General features: G+C 60.6%; 15 protein-coding genes and 1 pseudogene. 4 read left to right on the top strand and 12 right to left on the bottom strand.

The genetic code is table 11. The features are described from left to right. The 8 genes from hpaH to GFM02_RS02440 form a co-directional block, all read right to left on the bottom strand. Positions 1-804: a 2-oxo-hept-4-ene-1,7-dioate hydratase gene (gene hpaH / locus GFM02_RS02475; protein ID WP_168271976.1), complete on the bottom strand. Its 804-nt coding sequence runs from the start codon at positions 802-804 to the stop codon at positions 1-3. Between the two features lie 2 nt (positions 805-806). Next, positions 807-1,676 (bottom strand): fumarylacetoacetate hydrolase family protein, encoded by an 870-nt coding sequence (locus GFM02_RS02470; protein WP_168320674.1) that lies wholly within the window; start codon positions 1,674-1,676, stop codon positions 807-809. Positions 1,677-1,693: 17 nt separating this feature from the next. Beyond that, positions 1,694-3,148, bottom strand: coding sequence for an NADP-dependent succinate-semialdehyde dehydrogenase (gabD, locus tag GFM02_RS02465; RefSeq protein WP_168320673.1), 1,455 nt, complete (start codon positions 3,146-3,148; stop codon positions 1,694-1,696). 70 nt (positions 3,149-3,218) lie between these two features. Beyond that, positions 3,219-4,199, bottom strand: coding sequence for a 3,4-dihydroxyphenylacetate 2,3-dioxygenase (hpaD, locus tag GFM02_RS02460; RefSeq protein WP_168320672.1), 981 nt, complete (start codon positions 4,197-4,199; stop codon positions 3,219-3,221). Positions 4,200-4,264: 65 nt separating this feature from the next. Beyond that, positions 4,265-5,782 carry a 5-carboxymethyl-2-hydroxymuconate semialdehyde dehydrogenase gene (gene hpaE, locus GFM02_RS02455; RefSeq protein WP_168271972.1) on the bottom strand — a complete coding sequence of 506 codons (1,518 nt, stop codon included), beginning with the start codon at positions 5,780-5,782 and terminating at the stop codon, positions 4,265-4,267. A 47-nt stretch (positions 5,783-5,829) separates the two neighbouring features. Continuing rightward, on the bottom strand, positions 5,830-6,216 hold the full coding sequence (locus GFM02_RS02450; RefSeq protein WP_168271971.1) for a 5-carboxymethyl-2-hydroxymuconate Delta-isomerase: 387 nt from the start codon (positions 6,214-6,216) through the stop codon (positions 5,830-5,832). A 107-nt stretch (positions 6,217-6,323) separates the two neighbouring features. Continuing rightward, the gene (locus GFM02_RS02445) at positions 6,324-6,836 is read right to left on the bottom strand and encodes a flavin reductase (RefSeq protein WP_168271970.1); all 513 of its coding nucleotides are present in this window, start codon (positions 6,834-6,836) and stop codon (positions 6,324-6,326) included. Positions 6,837-6,846: 10 nt separating this feature from the next. Further along, positions 6,847-8,409: a 4-hydroxyphenylacetate 3-hydroxylase N-terminal domain-containing protein gene (locus tag GFM02_RS02440; RefSeq protein WP_168271969.1), complete on the bottom strand. Its 1,563-nt coding sequence runs from the start codon at positions 8,407-8,409 to the stop codon at positions 6,847-6,849. Between the two features lie 99 nt (positions 8,410-8,508). Between GFM02_RS02440 and GFM02_RS02435 the strand changes: the two genes are divergently transcribed. Next, entirely contained in the window at positions 8,509-9,381 is an 873-nt protein-coding gene (locus GFM02_RS02435) for a helix-turn-helix domain-containing protein (protein WP_168272008.1), read from the top strand. Positions 9,382-9,545: 164 nt separating this feature from the next. Here the strand turns inward: GFM02_RS02435 and GFM02_RS02430 are convergent. Beyond that, positions 9,546-9,863 (bottom strand): annotated as a pseudogene (locus tag GFM02_RS02430) (methyl-accepting chemotaxis protein); the annotation flags it as partial. A 170-nt stretch (positions 9,864-10,033) separates the two neighbouring features. Between GFM02_RS02430 and GFM02_RS02425 the strand changes: the two are divergent. Continuing rightward, on the top strand, positions 10,034-10,753 hold the full coding sequence (locus GFM02_RS02425; protein WP_168320671.1) for a 4'-phosphopantetheinyl transferase family protein: 720 nt from the start codon (positions 10,034-10,036) through the stop codon (positions 10,751-10,753). On the opposite strand, the gene GFM02_RS02420 is transcribed toward GFM02_RS02425, so the two are convergent. The 3 genes from GFM02_RS02420 to GFM02_RS02410 are packed head-to-tail and all read right to left on the bottom strand — an operon-like array spanning position 10,726 to position 16,305. Next, on the bottom strand, positions 10,726-12,078 hold the full coding sequence (locus GFM02_RS02420) for a lysine N(6)-hydroxylase/L-ornithine N(5)-oxygenase family protein (protein ID WP_168320670.1): 1,353 nt from the start codon (positions 12,076-12,078) through the stop codon (positions 10,726-10,728). The genes GFM02_RS02425 and GFM02_RS02420 overlap by 28 nt on opposite strands. Further along, on the bottom strand, positions 12,075-16,067 hold the full coding sequence (locus tag GFM02_RS02415) for a non-ribosomal peptide synthetase (RefSeq protein ID WP_168320669.1): 3,993 nt from the start codon (positions 16,065-16,067) through the stop codon (positions 12,075-12,077). The genes GFM02_RS02420 and GFM02_RS02415 overlap by 4 nt, the downstream gene beginning before the upstream one ends. A gap of 19 nt (positions 16,068-16,086) precedes the next feature. Beyond that, positions 16,087-16,305 carry an MbtH family protein gene (locus GFM02_RS02410; protein ID WP_017991742.1) on the bottom strand — a complete coding sequence of 73 codons (219 nt, stop codon included), beginning with the start codon at positions 16,303-16,305 and terminating at the stop codon, positions 16,087-16,089. 205 nt (positions 16,306-16,510) lie between these two features. On the opposite strand from GFM02_RS02410, the gene GFM02_RS02405 reads away from it, so the two are divergent. Continuing rightward, on the top strand, positions 16,511-17,500 hold the full coding sequence (locus GFM02_RS02405; protein WP_168320668.1) for a GNAT family N-acetyltransferase: 990 nt from the start codon (positions 16,511-16,513) through the stop codon (positions 17,498-17,500). Next, on the top strand, positions 17,497-18,918 hold the full coding sequence (locus GFM02_RS02400; RefSeq protein WP_168320667.1) for an MATE family efflux transporter: 1,422 nt from the start codon (positions 17,497-17,499) through the stop codon (positions 18,916-18,918). Before GFM02_RS02405 ends, GFM02_RS02400 begins: the two co-directional genes overlap by 4 nt. Positions 18,919-18,923: the final 5 nt, after the last annotated feature.

Genomic DNA, 18,923 nt, shown 5'->3' with positions numbered 1-18,923 from the left:
TTATTCGAAGAACAGGCTGACGGTGCCGTAGGGTCCGAAGTCGCCGACAATGGTGTCGCCATGCCGGGCTTCGATCGGCCGGATGAAGGAGCCGGCGAGCACGATCTGTCCCGCTTCGATGCCGTCGCCGTATTGCGCCAGCCGGTTGGCAAGCCAGGCGATGCCGCGCGCTGGTTGGTTGAGCACGCCAGCACCAAGTCCAGTTTCCTCGACCTCGGCGTTGCGGCTGACGATCGCACCCATCCAGCGCATGTCGATCTGGTCCGGGCGCACCGCGCGCCCGCCGGTAACAATGCCCGCATTGGCGGCATTGTCGGAAATCGTGTCATGGACCGTGCGGGCCTTTTTCGTTTCCGGGTCGATGCGCAGGATGCGGGTATCGAGAATTTCGAGCGCCGGTGTCACATAGTCGGTGGCGTTCAGCACGTCGAAGACGGTGACGCCCGGCCCCTTCAGCGGCGCCTTCATCACAAAGGCGATTTCGGCCTCGATGCGGGGCTGGATGAAACGGTCTTCGGAAACGGTCGCGCCATCCTCGAAAACCATGTCATCGAAGAGCACACCGGAATCCGGGATATTGATATTCAGTGCATATTGCATGGCCTTGGAGGTCAGTCCAATCTTCCAGCCGATCACCTTGCGGCCCGCGGCGATCTTCCTTTGCACCCAGGTGCCCTGGATCGCATAGGCATCGTCCATAACGATCTGCGGGTATTGCAGGGACAGGAGCCCGGTCTGCACGCGGGTGCGCTCGGCCTCGTCGAGACGGGTTGCGGCTTCCTCGATCTGGTCTTTCGTCAGCATGCTCAAACCTCGTCGGCGATCGTGTTGCGTAAGATGCCGATGCCGTCGGCTTCGACTTCCACGACATCACCGGGCTTCAGCCAGATTGGGGGATCGAAACGCGCGCCGGCGCCGGTCGGAGTACCCGTGACGATTACATCGCCCGGCACCAGCGTGGTGAAGGTCGAGATGTAGTTAATGATCTTGCGGAAGGAGAAGATCATGCGGCTTGTACGATCCGACTGGCGAACCTCGCCATTGACGCGGGTTTTTAGCTCGATGTCAGCCAGTTGGTTTTCGTCGACGTAGGGCACGAGCCAAGGGCCGATCGAGCCGGTGCGGTCAAAATTCTTGCCCTGTGTCACGTTGAACTTGGCATGGCGGACCCAGTCGCGGATCGTGCCTTCATTGCAGAGAGAAAGTGCTGCAACGTGATCGAGCGCCTGCGCTTCGGGAATGCGCCGGCCGCCCTTGCCGATAACGATGACGATCTCACCTTCGTAGTCGAGCTGCGGGCTTTCCGGTGGACGGATCAACGGTTGGTCATGGCCGGTGAAGGACCGCGGAAAGCGAATGAACAAGGACGGATTGGCGGGCGCCGACTGGCCGTCCCTGTATTCCTCGTTGCGGTCCGGGAAGTTCACGCCGACGCAGATCAGCTTTTCCGGCTGGGGAATCGGGATTTCGTAAGTGACCTCGGACAGCGGGAAATCGGCAGGAAGGCTCTTTGCGTCTTCGGCCAGCAAGGTGAGTGCGCCTGCTTCGATAACTTCCCGCAAGGTCGGACATTTCGATCCATGACGAGCGGAGAGATCGACAACTCCTGTCTCGATCAGAAGGCCATAACCGGTGCTGCCATTGCGGGAAAAGCTGACGAACTTGGGATGAGACATGGTTTCTCCTTGCCTCCTCAGGCGATGCCGCCGAGGCAAACATATTTGATTTCGATGAAGTCCTCGATACCGTATTTCGACCCCTCGCGTCCGAGGCCGGAAAGCTTCACGCCGCCAAAAGGCGCCTCGGCGGTCGAGATCAGACCGGTATTGACGCCGACCATGCCGTATTCGAGTGCCTCGGCGACGCGGAAGACGCGGGCGAGGTCCTTTGCATAGAAATAGGACGCCAGGCCGAATTCGGTGTCATTGGCCTGCGCGATGACATCATTCTCGTCCTTGAACCGGAAGAGAGGCGCAAGCGGTCCAAAAGTCTCTTCATGCGCCACCACCATGTCTGGCGTGACATCGGCGAGCACCGTCGCTTCGAAGAAGGTGCCGCCCAGTTCGTGTCGCCTGCCGCCCTGGATCAGGCGCGCGCCTTTGGCCAGCGCGTCGGAGACATGCTCCTCGACCTTAGCCACGGCAGCTTCATCGATCAGCGGCCCGAGGATAACGCCTTCATCCAGGCCGCTGCCGGTTTTCAGCTTGCCGACGGCCGTTGCCAGTTTCTCGGCAAAGGCGTCATAGACACCCTCCTGGACATAGAGCCGGTTGGCGCAGACGCAGGTCTGGCCGTTGTTGCGAAACTTGGCGATCAGGGCGCCTTCGACGGCAGCATCGAGGTCGGCATCGTCAAAGACGATGAAGGGCGCGTTGCCGCCGAGCTCCAGGCCCAGCTTCTTGATGGTCGGCGCGCACTGGCGATAGAGTTCGGCTCCGATCTCAGTCGAACCGGTAAATGTCAGCTTGCGGACGATCGAGCTCTCTGTCAGTGCGCCGCCGATCTCGCGGGCTGAACCGGTGAGCACGCTGAACAGACCGAGAGGCAGGCCGGCGCGTTCGGCAAGGACGGCCAGAGCAATGGCAGAAAAAGGGGTCTGAGACGCCGGTTTCAGAACCACGGCACAGCCTGCGGCCAGTGCCGGGCCAGTCTTGCGGGTAACCATGGCATTGGGGAAATTCCAGGGTGTGATAGCGGCCACCACGCCGATGGGCTGCTTGAGCACTAGGATTCGCTTGTCAATCTGGTGTCCGGGAATGATGTCGCCGTAGACGCGACGCGCTTCCTCCGCGAACCACTCGATGAAGCTTGCGCCATAGGCAATTTCACCCTTGGCCTCGGCCAGCGGTTTGCCCTGCTCAAGCGTCAGGATGCAACTGAGGTCATCCTGGTTCGCCATCATCAGCTCGAACCATTTGCGCAGGATGGCCGAGCGCTCCTTGGCGGTGCGTGCAGCCCATTCTTTTTGCGCGCGTTCGGCCACGACGATAGCGTCACGAGTCTCCGTCGCGCCGAGCTTCGGCACGCGGCCGATGATTTGGCCTGTTGCCGGATTCGTAACCTCAATGGCATTGTCCGGATCGGCCTCGATCCATTGGGTCCCGACCAGTGCGGCCTGTCGAAAGAGCGTCGGATCCTTGAGCTGCATGGTCGCTTCTCGCTTGCTGTGCAAAAAATGGCAGACCCGAAGGTCCGCCAGGTGGGGAGGTGTGGGAAGTTTAAGGAGCGATGATCGGCTGGGCTTTGAGGTCGGAATCGCGTACCGGCGTATCGGCAAAAACGCTGCCATGCTCGAACCAGGATTTTGGCGCGGGCGCTCCCCAGAGCGTCTGGCGCTGCGGATCCTTAAGGTCCCACTTGATCGGCTCGAGGTCCGGATCGACCGTCTGGTAGTCCGAGCAGTAAATCTCGATACGATGACCATCCGGATCGAGAATGTAGAGAAAAAAGGCGTTCGAAATACCGTGGCGGCCAGGGCCACGCTCGATATTGGCAACCCAACCGGTCGTCGCCATCAGGTCGAGCAGGTCGATAATGTTGAGGGGCGTCGGAACCCAGAAGGCGGTGTGATGCATGCGCGGGCCGGTGCCGTTGGTAAAGGCGATGTCATGCACGCCGCCCTTTCGGTGGGTCCAGGCAGCCCAAAGGCGGCCTGTTTCCTCGTCCACCGTGTATTCCGTCACCCGGAAGCCGATCTCGTTGTAGAAGGCGACCGACTCGTCCACATTGGGCGAGAAGCAGTTGAAGTGATCAATCCGCAGCGGCTTCACGCCCCTGTAGAGTGCGTATTTCTGATGGATCGGCGGCAGGCGGTCCATCCTGGAATAGAATTCGAGCGGAATTCCGTGCGGGTCGCGGGTGCGGAAGGTGCGCGACTGGTAGGGACGCTCGACCCATTCCACCGGCAAGCCCTTGCCTTTGAAGAAATGCGCTGCCTTGTCGAGTTCTGCCTCGTCATAGACCTTGAAGCCCAGGTCGCGCGCTTCCGACTTATCGGATTTCTTCAACACGATGCAGTGATGCCCGCGCTCTTCCATCGCCCGCAGATAAATCGTGTCGGCGGTCTCGTCCGTCACCTGCAGGCCGAGCGTATCGACATAGAAGGCGCGCGACTTTTCGAGATCCTTGACGCCGAATTCGACATGGCTGAGGCGCACGATGTTGAAGGGCGGGTAGAGATTGGGTGCAGGCAGTGCCATTGAGTCCTCCTCCGGCCTGTCTCACTCCATGAAACAGGCACTCGTGTTCGTTGGTTTTCTGAAAATCAGCCACCCAGCTTCTGGATGGCGTGGGGCTTCGTGGCGAAGGCGACGTTCTTCGTTTCCATGTAGAAATCAAAGGACCAGTCGCCGCCGTCGCGGCCGATGCCGGAATTCTTGACGCCGCCGAAGGGCGTGGGCAGATGTCGCACATTTTCCGAATTCACCCAGATCATGCCCGCCTCAAGATGGTCAGTGAAGCGGAAGGCGCGGGTGAGATCCGACGTCCATAGGTAGCCCGTCAGGCCGTATTGGACGTCGTTGGCAAGCGCGAGGGCCTCGGCTTCATCCCTGAACGGTATCGCTGTGAGCACCGGTCCAAAAATCTCTTCCTGCGCGATGCGCATCTGGTTGTGGGCACCGGTGAAAAGCGTCGGCGAGACATAGCAGCCACCGCCCGGTCCATCGAATTTCGCCCCGCCAGCTGCAACGGTTGCGCCTTCGGCCTTGCCGACGCCGATATATTCGAGAACCTTCGTCTCATGCACCGGATGGATCAGCGGGCCGATCACCGTTTCCGGATCGAGCGGATGGCCGACCTTGATGCGCGTGGCTTTCTCGGCGACCATCGTGGTGAACGTGTCATAGACGCTCGCTTCGACCAGCAGTCGCGAGGACGAGGTGCAGCGTTCGCCGTTCAGCGAGTAGATCATGAATACGGCCGCATCGGCAGCGCGTTCGAGATCGGCGTCGGCAAAGACGATGACGGGATTTTTTCCGCCGAGTTCGAAATGGACCCGTTTCAAGGTGTCGGCGCCCTGTTTCATGATCATGGAGCCGGTGCGGCTTTCGCCGACGAAGCCGATGGCCTTGATCAGCGGATGTTCGGTCAAAGCCTTGCCAGCATCTTCACCCAACCCGTTGACGAGGTTCCATACACCCTTGGGCAGCCCGGCATCTTCTGCGATTTCGACCAGCAGGCGAGCAGTCAGCGGCGAAAATTCGGCCGGCTTATGGACGATCGTGCAACCGCTCGCGAGCGCCGGCGCGATCTTCCAGGTGGACAGCATGAACGGTGTATTCCACGGTGTTATGACGCCTACCGGACCGATCGGGTTGCGCGTTGTGATGTTCACCTGGCCATCGGCGCGCAAGGATTTGCCGTCACGAGCTTCCGGCGCACGGTCGGCAAAGAAACGGAAATTCTCAGCGCCGCGCAAGGCAGCCTTGGCCATGAACTTCAACGATTGTCCGGTGTCCATGCACTCGACAAAGGCAATTTCCTCAGCCCGCGCCACGATGGCATCGGCGATTTTGTGCAGCAGCTTCTTGCGGGCTGTGCCATCCATGGCCGCCCAGGCCGGGAACGCAGCCTTGGCGGCCTTCGCCGCGCGGTCTATATCTTCCGCCTTGCCACGAGCGATGTTGGCAAGCGGCTTCAGATCGACCGGCGAAATCGTTTCAAACGTCGAACCGTCGGCTGCAGCGACGTCCTCGCCTCCAATGCGATTCAAGACGCCGTTGTCCCTGAACCGGGCGAGATAGGCTTGCGCCTTGGTGATGTTTTCCTCAAGTATGGACATGGAATGATCCTTGGCTCAACCGCTCGCGATACCAGCGGCAGTCTGGGTTATTTGCCGCGCAGGCGCGGATGGATGGCGTTATTCTTCCAGCTCAACTCCGCGTCGATCTCCCGGATTTCCAGCGACAGCGCGAAGTGGGGGGTGTCAAAGAGCTGAGCCAGGGCGGCGCTTGCCGCGGCAAACAAAGCGTCGCCCGTACGCTTCTTCTCTTCTGCGCTGCGGCCCGCGCCGACACGGAAATTGAGGTCGATGAAGCTGTTTTCGGCAAGTCGGTCGGCGACGGCGTAGTGATCAGCTTTCAGCGCCCGCACACGGACGGCTCCGATTTCAAACAGGCCCGTTTCCAGAACCGTTTCAAGCAAGGTGCCGCAAAGGGCTCCCATATCGGCGCGACCTTCCAGGTTGGCCGAATATTCGACGGTCAAATGTGGCATGTGTCCTCCCAGACGCCGATATCTTTAACATGTTAACTATTTAGTCGCATGTCAAGGGAGATTTTGAAATCCCTTTGAAGGTTCCCGACATGAGCGGCTGCCTGGAATCAACCGCCGAAGCTGCCGGTCTGTGTCGGCACATGCACATAGTTACGGTCGAAATACAGAAGCGCGTGCCCGTCCTTGCGCGAGCGGATTTCGACGACCTCTCCGATCAGAATGTTGTGCGTCCCGACCGGCCGCGCCTCGATCAGGCGGCAGTCGAAGGAGACGATCGAGTTGGCGAGAGCCTGGTTCCCGGACAACAGGTTGATCCAGTCGGCGGCTGCATAGCGCGCATCCATGTCGCTTTGCTGTCCGGCAAAATAGCTGGCCAGATCCTTGTGTTCCGGCGTCAGGACGTTGACGCAGAACCGACGGTTTTCAACAAAGATACCCGTCTGGGCTGACCGGCTGTTCATGCAGACAAGCAAGGTTGGGGGCTCGTCCGTGACCGAGCACATGGCTGTCGCCGTGAACCCGCCGCGGCCGGCGGATCCGTTGGTGGTGATGACATTGACGGGAGCGCATACCCTCGCCATCGCATTGCGAAATTCGGTCTTCGAGACAGAAGCGGCCATCACACCACCCTCACTCGGCCGCATCGCGCAGTGGACGGATATCGTTGAGCGGCGGCAGCCAGGTGTCGCCGGTCCAGCCGTTTTCGTCATAATCTGACATACACTGATCGACCAGCGCTTCCATCTCCTTCAAGCGGCCGCCACGTTCGGCGCCTTTGAGGACCTGCAAGCGAACCTCTTCCGGCGCCCCGGCGTAGTTCAGCTCGTAAAGAGCATGGCGCCCACCGAATTCCGTTCCCGTCGCATCCCAGAGCAGTTTCATGATCTTGATGCGCTCAATATGAGACATATCGTTGGAACCGCGGACATACTGCGCGAGATAACGATTGATCTCCGGGTTCTGGAAATCCTTTGCCGAGGACGGCAGGTAGATGAGGCCGGACGCCACAGTACGCCGGACGATGTCGATGACCTTGGGATAGGCTTCGGACATGAAGGTCCGGTAGCAGAGCGCGGCCTCCAGGTTCGGCAGCACGGCGCCGTTCGCCCAAGGAATGGGATTGTGCGCCATTGCATCGGAAAAAGCCCAGAACTGGTGGCGGATGGCGATCACTTCGCCCAGCATGGCCTGGTTGCCGCGGAAGGCATCGCCGCCTGTCGCGCGGAGCGCCTTGGCGAGGAGACCTGCGAGAAAGTCCATTTTCACGGCAAGACGCGTGCAGCCCTGGAAGCAGTAGCCGTGCATGAAGCCTGAGGCCGGATGGAAGGACAGGATCTTCGCCGCATCCCGGATCACCAGAACGTCCTCCCACGGCACGAACACATTGTCGAGCACCAGGATGGCGTCGTTCTCGTCGAAGCGCGAGGAGAGCGGATAATCGAAGGGTTGGCCTTCCGCATTGGCCGTCTGTTCGTAGGAGACGCGACAGAACATCTTGATGCCGGGCGCATTCATCGGAACGATGAACATGACGGACAGCGAAGGGTCCTCGGTTATGGTTGCCGAGCTCTGGGCGAGGAAGTTGTAGTGCGTCAGGGCCGAAGAGGTCGCGACGACCTTGGCGCCAGACACATAGATGCCGGCGTCGGTTTCCTTGGTGATGTGGACGAACACGTCCTTCACCGCATCGGCCGGCTTGTGTCTGTCGATCGGCGGGTTGACGATCGCGTGGTTCATGAACAATGCTGCTTCCTGCGCGCGCTTGTGCCATGCGAGCGCATTGTCCTTGAACGGGCCATACCAGTCGGCATTGGCGCCGAGCGTGTTCATTAATGCGGCCTTGTAATCGGCCGTGCGGCCCATCCAGCCATAGGACATGCGCGCCCAGTCGGCGATCGCTCCCTGCTGTGCGACAAGGTCTTCGGACGATTTGGCGACGCGGAAGAACTTGTGGGTGTATCCGCCGGATCCGGTATCCGTCGGTGACGTCAGGCGCGCTTTGGTCTTCTCGTCGTGAAGCGCGTCGTACATGCGGGCAATCGAGCGGGCAGAGTTGCGCATCGACGGGTGCGTGGTGACGTCGGCGATACGTTCGCCATTGATATAGACCTCGCGGCCGTCGCGCAGGCTCGCCAGATATTCGGCGCCGGTGAACGGGCGGGTCTTGTCTGCCCGGTGATCTTCAGGTCGCATCCCGTGTTCCTCCCTTGAGATTGTGACAGGAAGGTAAGACCGCGCGTGATTTCGAGCCATGGACAAAGCAGGCAATTCGCTGGTACTTTTTCCGGTACGATGGCAAAAAACGATATTCCCTCATTCTTCGTCTATGGCGAGCCGAGCCGTTCACTCGATGTTGGGTTCCTCCATGTTGAGACCGTTATGGCGCGCAGAAGCGTGCATTTCGGCCATGTTGCGCCGCATAAGCATTCCTCCATGGGGCAAATCACCTATTGGTTTCGAGGCGGCGGCGTCTATCGCATCGACGACCAGACTTGGAATTTTTCGGCTCCAACGATCAGCTTCGTGCCGAGCAACGTGGTTCATGCTTTCGATGTCGGCGAGCAATCCGATGCGATCGTTGTGTCGGTATCTGACGATTTACTGGGTGCGATAGATCCACAGGTGGCACTCGATCTTGACACACCAATACTGCTCATTGGCGAGGCGCACGATCCGGGCTGGTCACGGCTCGGGGCGACGCTTGAAATGATTGCCGACGAATATCGGGGCAGCGGCGGTAAGGAGGACAAGGTTGTCGTCGGTCTTGTCTCGGTCGCTCTGTCGATGTTGGCCCGTCTTGCTGGGGCGAGAGATGTCCAGATGACATCACCAGCGGGCGCTCTCGGCATTGCTCTTCGGCGAGCCATCGACAATCATTACAAAGAGGACTGGCCTGTCAGCCGCTATGTCGATTATCTGGCGACCACACCCCATCTGCTTGACAAGGCCGCGCGCGAGGTATTCGGCCAATCGGTCAAGGATCTGCTGCTCGATCGACGCCTACTGGAGGCCAAGCGATTGCTGAAGTTTACAATCCGCTCTGTCGAGGATGTCGGCCGGGAAATTGGATTCGAGGATCCGGCTTATTTTTCCCGATTTTTCCGCAACCGTGCAGGAGAGGCACCTGCGGCTTGGCGCCGGCGGCAGGTCGGCGGGGAGCCATAACACCGCAGCGTGGCGCTGCATTTCCTTTGTGCCGCCGGGACGGACGGAACGGCAGGCCGCCACTCTGGAGAAAGCGGTCGCAGCATGCCGTGCCATGTCGAGCAAAGCACGATTATAAACAATCCTCCCGCGTCGCCTTCACCGATGACAGCAGTCTTCATGATGCGCTGCACGTCCGCCGTGCTTTTCTCGTCGTCCAATTGAAACTGATTGACCAGATCCCGCAGAGGGCCCGCCTCGGAGGACAATGAGGCAACGGCAGCTGTCGACTGCTCGACCATCGCTGCATTTTGCTGGGTCGCCTGGTCCATTTGATTGACGGCCGTGTTGATCTCGGCAAGTCCAGTCGACTGCTCGCGCGCCGATGTGGCAATCGCATCCATCAGTTGGTTGATCTGGACAACGTACTCACCGATCGACTTGAGCGATGTTCCGGTTTCAAGAACCAGTTTCACGCCATTTTCCACATCAGCTGATGACTCGGTTGATGCAAGATCTCGCACCGGATTCAATAATTTAGTATTAACTAAACAATGTTCCCGCTTCACTCTCGAAGATCTTCTGAGTTGACCAATACTTCCGCGATCGATTAAACGCGTTACGACCCAGAGTTCTTGAAAATTCAGGAAGATAGCAGCCACGGCGAGCAAAAATGCACCAACCTGAAGACCAAGCCGCCGGCATTGAAATCGCGCTCTGGCAGTATTCTAAGAACGAAGGCGACCGAAACCGCTGGATGCAGTCGCTTTCACCGGATGAACGGGAGCGCGCCGCGACCTACTATTTTGACCGGGATCGGGCCTCCTTCGTTGCCGGCCGGTATCTCCTGCGGCGGCTGTTGAGCGTGCATACCGGGATATCGCCGAGCAAGCTCCTGTTGTCCCCGGACAACCGCGGCAAGCTGAGGCTTGAGGGGCGTGAGAGGCCGCAATTCAGCCTCGCAAATACCGACGGGCTTGTGGCGGTCGCTGTCGCTTCAGCATGTGACCACCTGGGAATAGACTGCGAGCGCGCCGATACCGAGATCGAAGCGGCGGCAGTGGATAGCTATTGCAGTGCAGACGAACGGCGCTGGCTCGCGGAATTGCCTGCGTCCGAACGCGGGCGCGCGGCGGCCGCACTCTGGACGCTCAAGGAGAGCCATCTGAAGGCACTCGGCGTCGGGCTGCGCGAGGATCCCCGCAACGTCGCCTTTTCCTGGAAGGATGGCATCCCAGTCATGGTCGATGGCGGCGATCGTGACCGGCGCTGGCATCACCGTCTGGTCGAAAGCGGCAGCCAGCACGTCGTTGCGCTGGCTGTTTGCTCTCAATCCGGGTTCCCCGGCATTTCGACACGCCTGTTTCAGGACGACAGCATGCCGTCCGAATAGCCGGTCCGGAGCTGATGAGGCATTGCGGAAGCGGTCTCCGTCGCCCAGGCGAGTTGCCCGTTGTCGGGTTCCGCATCGAAGTGCTGCCGGCCGAGAAGCGTATTGACGATGGTTGCGCTGCGCCAGGCCATCAGGCTGAGCTGAGAGTCGGCGATGCCATGCGAGTATCGCCCCGCATTCTGCGCAAACAGCCGGTTGGCCCTCGGACCCGTCCACTGCATCGTGTAGTCGTCATTGAGAAGCGGATAGCCGTTTCTGTCGAGCGTTATCCTGTCGCCCAGCGAGCCGAGAGCATCCGGCAATCGGAACCGGTAGCCGGTTGCCAGAACCACCGCATCCGCATGAAGCACCTCGATCCCGCCGTCGAATTGGTTCCTGACGATCAGCCGATAGGCATTGCCGTCCCGCTCCATCTGGATCACATCGCGATTTGGCGCCAAAGATGCATTGAGCGTGCTCGGTTCGAGATAACGCAACGCATAAAGGCGGCGATAGATCGAATGAATCGTCGAAATCGACAAGCCGTCGCTGGTCAGGATCGAGTTCCTCAACGCGGCCTGCTTCTGCTCGCCGCTAAGTTTCAGATAGGCCTGCACGTATTCCGGTGAGAAGACCTGGTTTGAAAACGGTGTATCGTTGATCGGCTCAAAATTGTGACGCCGGCTGATCCATGTCAGCTCCTTCATGGAACTGGGATCGGTAAGCAAGGCTTCGACGACCTCGCCGCCGCTTTGGCCGCCGCCGACCACGACGATGCGGGCAGCGCCGAGATCGCTGAGACGCGACTTGGCCTCGCTGTTATGAAAGCAATCGGCACCCAGGAACGGTTTTGCCCAGTCGGGCACGAAGGGCGACGACCCCGTGCCGATCACCAGGTTTCGCGCCTCCTCCTGCCCGTTGTCGAAACGCAGCAAGAAGCGGTCGTCGCGATGCTCGACGTCGCGGATCTCCGTGCCAAAGCGCAGGCCGTCCACGCCGTTGGCGACCCAGGCTAGATAGCGCGCGAACTCCTGCCGGGGAACCGCGTCATAATTGGCGTTCAGGAAAGCGTAGAGCCTTTTATGGGCAACCAGATAGGAGACGAATGACCAGCGGCTGGTCGGCAGGACCGGGGTGACGAGGTCCTTCAGAAAGGACGATTGCAGTTCGACGCCGGGCATCATCATGCCGGGATGCCAGTCGAACGACGGGCGCCGCTCGAAGAAACGGCTCCTGATCTCGGGCACCGACTCGAACAGGCACGCGAGGCTCAGATTGGAGGGACCGATGCCGATGCCGGCAATATCCAGCGGCTCGGTATCCCTGCGGGCAAAAGCGACGGTCATGCGATATCCTTCTCTGTTTCCTTGAGACGCAGGGCGAGCCTTGAGTGGAAGGCGGGAGACCCGATCATGTGCAGATGGTTGGTGCCGGTGATGATTTCGGCCGCACGCGCCCGCGGCGACAGGCGGCGCCAGTCGATCAGGTTGAGGCCGCGATTGAGGCTGTCGTCGGCAGCCCAGGGATAGATCGGCACATCGTGAGGAACGAGCCGATGTTTGCGGAAGATCAGGGCATTGTCGATCAGCACCCAGAACGTATGCTCGCGACTGCTGATATCGGGCCCGTCGGTCGGAAGCGGGTCCTTCTCGTCGCCGACGAAACGCAGGAATTGATCGTAGGTATCCGCGTCCATCGTCGACAGCAGCCGGTCCCATTCGGGGCGCATCGCCGTTCTTCCAAGCCATGCCTCTACGTCTCGATGGAGCGCATCGCGCTCGCCCGGCCGGAACCTCGGCTTTGCGCCGATCGCGAATTCCGATCCGAGATCGCAAACGTCGACCATCGCCATCATCCTGACGTCAACTTCGTTGCCCAGGGTGCGGGCAGCCTCATAGGCCAGAAGACCGCCCCACGACCAGCCGAGGAAATAGCAGGGCACGTCTTTGCTATGCGTCCTGATATAATCGACATAGCTCTCGATGATCTCTTCGACCGGAGCACCGACTGCCTTTTTCTCGGAAAGCGAGTGGCAGATGAAGCCGGTTGCCGGCTGGTCGGCTCCGAGATAGTCGACGAGCTTGACATATTCACGGGTGCTGACGAGAAGGCCCGGGAAGCAATAGAGTCGCGGCTTGGCGCCGGATGCGCGCAACACGATCACCTCCGACAGATCCCGCTCGTCCCCCTGCTCCATCACGCCGGCAAAGGAGCGTATGGTCGGGTTGTTGAAGATGTCCGCGACGATCAGCGGGATTTTCGGCCGGCGCTGCCGCAGCAGCGAAAGGATGCGGATCGCGCCGAGCGAATTGCCGCCGATCGCGAAGAAATTATCCTCTACGCTGATTGCTTCCAGCTTGAGAACCTGGCGCCAGACATCCAGCACCTCTTCTTCAAGCGCGGTCGCCGGCTCGACGATTGTGCGTTTGACCGGTTGTGGCGCTGGTAGCGCAAATCGATCGAGCTTGCTGTTCGGATTGGTCGGCATTTTCTCCAGTTCGACCACGGCAGACGGCACCATGTAGGATGGCAGGCTGCGCTCGAGGCCGGCGCGGATCGTCTCGACGTCCAACCTCTCGTCTTTCTTGGGAACGACGTAGGCGACGAGCGCCTTGTCGCCGCCGGCATCGTCATCGCGCAGGATCACTAGGGCTTCGCCGACATCAGGTTGCTGGAGCAGAGCCGCTTCGATCTCGCCGAGCTCGATCCGGTAACCGCGAAGCTTCACCTGGTGGTCGACACGACCGACGAATTCGACGGTTCCGTCATCACGCCAACGCGTCAGATCGCCGGAGCGATAAAGTCGGCCGCCATCCTTGGAGAACGGGTCGGGGATGAAGCGGTCCGCCGTCGTGTCCGGCTTGCCGAGATAGCCGCGTGCGATACCCTCGCCGCCGATATAGAGCTCGCCCGTCACGCCGATCGGGCACGGATTGAGATCGGGGTCGAGCACATAGACGCGCCTTAACCCGACAGCGCGACCGAGCGGAGCATAGACCCCCTGGAATTTCGTGCCGGCCCTCACCTTCCAGACCATCGGCGTCATGATGGTTTCGGTCGGCCCGTAGCCGTTGATCAGCCATTCCGATTTCAGCGCCCGCGACAGAAGATCGAAGGTCGGTTGCGCCAGCCCCTCGCCGCCGAAGGAATAAAGCCGCATCGGCGGCGCGCCGTCGGTAATGTCAGCCCATTCCGCCAGTTGCTGCAGATAGGTTGTGGGAATGCTGGCATTGTTGGCGCCGTGCTTGCGCATGGCCGTCAATGTTTCTTCCGGGGTCCACAGCGGCTGATCGGGAAGAATGATACTGCCGCCCTCCATCAGCGGGTTCATCCATCGCTCGTGCCCGCCATCCGAGCTGAAAGGCAGGAACGGCAGCTCCCGCGACGCCGAGCTCATGCCGTAGACACGCGAGGTGTTCTGCAGATGGTGCGTCAGCGGGCCGTGCTCGACGGCCACGCCCTTCGGCAACCCCGTTGATCCAGAGGTGTACATGACATAGGCGAGCTGATCCTTGTGAGTGGGAATATCAAGCGGCGTATCCGGCTCGCCGTCGAGGTCGATCTTGTCGAGTTCGAGGATAATCGTGTCGAGCTCTTCCGGCAGCCGATGGCGAAGCCAGCTATGGGTCAGAACGATCTTGACACCACCGTCGCGCAGAATGTGATGGTTGCGGACCGGCGGATGATCCGGCTCGACCGGGATATAGGCACCGCCCGCCTTCAGCGTCGCGAGGATCCCGACGATTGCCTCCGGCGATCGCTTGATGAAGATGGCAACCGTCACCTCGGCGCGAACACCTAGACGACGCAGCCGATGTGCAAGTCGGTTGGTGCTTGCCTCCAGCCAGCCGTGGCTCCACTCCTCGTCGCCGTAGACGATCGCCGTCTTCTCGGGCGTCTGGCGCGAATGGGCTGAGATCAGCTCGTGGACCGGCCTGTCATCGTTGACGACCTCGTCTTCGTAGGGCGCCGACAACTGGTCGAGTTCGTCGCTCCCCACGAGTTCGATGTCCTTGATCCGCACATTCGGCTGTGCGACGAATTGTTCGAGCACAAGGGTGAAATGCCGGGAGACACGGGCAATCAGCGCGCTGTCATAGAGATCCTGGGCATAATCGATCAGCCCGGATGCGGCCCCATCCAGGCCCGCCTCGATCACCAGGGATAACTCGCTGTCGGCGCGCGCCCCCAGCGGCTCCAGATTGGTTGCGTGCCTGGGGACCGGATACGGCTCGCGGAATTCGAACAACGCCTTGACCACGGCTTCCTGGGCAGCCGCTTCGTCGACGACCAGCTCCTGGATGATGCGCTCCAGCGGAACGAGCCGGGCAAGCCCCTCCTCCGTTGCCGTTGAGATCGCTGCGATGACATCGTCGAGAGAGCTTTTTGATGTCAGCGACAGGATGAGGGGAAGGACCTGTTCGGCACGGCCGCGGTTCGCAAGGTGTTGCTTCTCCGGCCGCGCGATCAGGAGCCCGGTCAATAAAGCGTAGTTGCCGCTGTAGCGTGCTAGCAGCGCACAAAAGCCGGCATGCAGTACGCGCTCGATCTCATATCCCCCATGCTTCGCATGTCGCCCGAGCTTTTCCCAGAGATCGGGCTCGATCGAAAATCGATGCTGAGCGCGCGCCACACCTGCCAGCCCGCCGCTGTTGAAGCGGGTGGGAAAGGTCGAGGCCGCATAGTCGAGGCCGATGGTGTCGCGCCAATAGGCAAGTGCTTCCCGCGTCTCATCCGTCTCCAGCCAATCGGCCTCCCGTGTCCCGGCCGAGATTTCTAGCGGATGCATGTCGCCGACGAGTTTGCCATCGAGAATTCGCGCCAGCGACCCGGCAAGAACGGATTTTTCGCGGTCGTCGCAGATGATCGGATGCAGCACGATCGCCAGAAGCGATTGCCCGTCGGAAAGCAGGACGATCTGGATGCGTGCACCGGGGCCCTCCAGCAGATCAAAGCGCCTGTCGCGGAAGGCTTTCTGGGCGGTCAACGCATCGGCCTCCGCAACAGCAGCGCCTTCACCGACAATCTCGATCGGTACCGCGTTCAATGCGCCGCTGTATTGCTCGACGCGGCCGCCCGCCAGCCGGCGGAAGCGAGTGGCAAGCGACGGATGTTGCGCCACGAGCGTCCGGCAGGCGCCGGTAATAGTCTTGACGTCGACCGCCGGGCTTAATCGCAGCGAAATGACCTGGTCTGGAAACACCGTGTCATTGCCGATCTGCTCCAGCGACCAGATACGCTTCTGCGCGATCGTCAGCGGGAAGCTCTCGAAGACCGCGTCCGTTGCGACATCGGTCGGGTAGGCATCTGCAAAGTTTGTGATCTGTTTGTTCATCCGTGCCATCCAGCCGTTTTCAGAGACGCGCATCGCCGGCGATTGCCGAGCGCAAGGAGAGGGGGCGCGGATCCGCCCAGACGTCAGCGATATGCGCTAGGCATTGCTGGCGCGAACCGGCAAAGCCCGCCGGCTCCCAGCCCAGGGGAATCCGCTTGTCCTGCGGCCAGACCGAGTAGCGACGCTCGGTGTCGATGACGGCGATCCAGAGATCGTCGTGAGGTTCAAGATTGTCCATTCGCAGCTCCTGCGGTGATGAAGGTCATGCGCAAGTGACGGATCCGGCAGGCTGCAGTTTAGAAAATTGATGAGAATTTTTTTCTTCACTTACCCCTAAACTCAGCGGGAGATGGATCGTCATTCTACTAAATCGGCGCGAGAGCACGCTTCATGCTCGCAGCGCCAAAAGCCCGACCGGTCCTCGACCGGCCAAGGAGAACATTATGGATTTCGACGCCGGCAAACAAAGGCGCGTGCTGCAGTCGCGCAGCTACGTCAGCCTCGCCCCCAATCTCATCCACCTCAAGACCGCTTACGGCCACCACGAAGCCGCATTCGAGGTCGATGCCGGCATCGCGTCGGTCACCTTCTACCATGGCGATCCGGTGCAATCGGCAGAGCTTCTGATGGCAGCCGCCGAAGCCGTGACGGCAGAAGATCGCTCGATCACCTCAGTCGTCTTCGAAGGGCATCAGACAAGCCTTCCCAGACGCATTGCGGATGCAGGCGGAAGGCTCGATTCGGCGATCCTATGGCAATGGCCCTCGCTCTGGCTGCCGCAGCTGTCCTATCCGCTGCCGCCCGTGCAGGAGATGACCGCGGGCCGCTATCATCCGCGCCGGCCCGCAAAGCCGAAGGGTACGGTCTACCGGCGTTTCATCCCCTGGCTGGAACGGGAAATCGCCTTCACGGTGGCCGATCCCGAGACCGATCTTGCAGCATTTCATCGCTGGATGAACGACGAACAGGTCAACACGATCTGGGAGGATGCGGGTTCGATCGACAAACATCGCGAGATCCTGGAAGAAAGGATCGCAGATCCGCATGTCCTGCCGCTGATCGGCAGTTTCGCGGACATTCCCTTCGGCTATTTCGAAGTCTATTGGGCGAAAGAGAACCGGCTCGGCCCTTTTTACGACGCCGACGACTATGATCGCGGATGGCATGTGGCGATCGGCGAGCCCGGCTATCGCGGCAAGAAATGGATCAGCGCATGGCTTCCCTCGCTGATGCATTTCATCTTCCTCGACGATCCCCGCACGCAGCGCATCGTCGGTGAGCCACGCGCCAGCCACGAGCAGCAGATTCGCAATCTCGACCGCTCCGGTTTTGCCAAGGTCAAGCATTTCGATTTTCCGCACAAGCGGGCGCTCCTGGTAATGCTCGGCCGCGAACGTTTCTTCGGCGATCGTCTCTGGGTGCCTGCGTCATGAACGATATGAGCGACGTAAGCGGCAGCTTCCGGAAACGGCAGCGCCTCGCCCCGGAAGACCTTGCCAGTCCGGAGCTTCTCAGGCTGCTGCTTCGGCTAGGATTGCCGGCCATGTTCGGCCTGTCGATCAACGCCGCCCATCATACGATCAACATGATCTTCGTCGGGATGATCGGTGAAAACCAGATCGCGGCGATCATGATTGTCCTGCCGGTCCTCATGCTCGTCGCCGCCTTCGGCGAGGGGATCGGCGTCGGTGTCGCAACGGAGGTCGGACGCACGCTCGGAGCCGGCAACCGATCCCGGGCCGGCGCCATTGCCTCGATCAGTCTTGCTGCCGGCGTTGTTTTCGGCGCGGCAAGTGCCGTCGCAATCATCGCATTTCCAGATTTGCTGCTGTTCGGCGCCACACCTGCCCTTCAGCCGCTTGCGCAACATTATCTGATGATCATTGCGGTCTCGGTGCCGCTGACGATGGCGCAGATCATTCTCGATTTCCTGGCGATCGCAGAGGGCAATGCCCGCTTCAGCATGTGGACGCTGGTCGTCTGCTTTGCGCTGAACATGATCCTCGACCCGATCGTGATCTTCGGCTTCGGTCTCGGCCTGCAGGGCGTTGCAATCGCAACCATCCTGTCCCAACTGGTCGCGCTTTGCATCTACGGCGCCTACCACGCCAGGCGACTTGGGACGGTCCGGCTGACGTTTGGCTGGCGGTGGGGAGATATCGGCTATCTCAAACCTGTCCTTGCTGTGGGAGCACCGACGACGCTGACCAGTCTCGCAACCGCGGGCGCGATTGCGGCAATGGTGTCGCTCGCCGGCACCTATCACGGAGAAGCCGGCATCGCCGGCGTCGGAATTGCCTTGCGGCTGCTCGCGGTCGGAACATTGCCCGTCATCGGCATTTCACTTGGGGCCCAGTCGATCCTGAGCTTTGCCTGGGGTCGAGGCGATACGGCCCGGATGTTGTCGGCAGCCCGCATCCTCACAGTGGTCACCAGTGCGGTGAGTGGCGCCTATGGATTGGCCGCGCTCGTCTTCTCCGAAGAGCTTGCCTCGTTTTTCACCGACGATGCGATGGTGATCGGGATCGCGGGACAAGCGATCGTCGCAACCCACCTTCCCCTTCTGCTGTTCGGCCTGCGGCAGACGGTGCTGATCCTCTTCCAGGCCCAGGGCAGACCGAAAGCGGCGGTTGCCATCGGTCTGGCGCAGAATGGATATCTTCTTTTTCCGCTGCTGGCTCTACTGCCGCCGTTCTTTGGCTTTTCAGGCTTGCTGGCAGCCATGTTCCTGGCCTCGGCCCTCACCGGCTTGTTATCGGCCGTCTGCCTGATGTGGGCACTTCGCGTGCTGCGGCAGCGCTCCGCCGACCGTCTGACTTCCATCCGTCCATATCCCAGCTTTTGTCCATGAGAGGA

This window comes from Rhizobium leguminosarum bv. viciae (genome assembly GCF_012276115.1).
In the GTDB taxonomy this organism is placed as follows: domain Bacteria; phylum Pseudomonadota; class Alphaproteobacteria; order Rhizobiales; family Rhizobiaceae; genus Rhizobium; species Rhizobium leguminosarum_T.
This window is presented reverse-complemented; position numbering and strand designations above follow the sequence as displayed.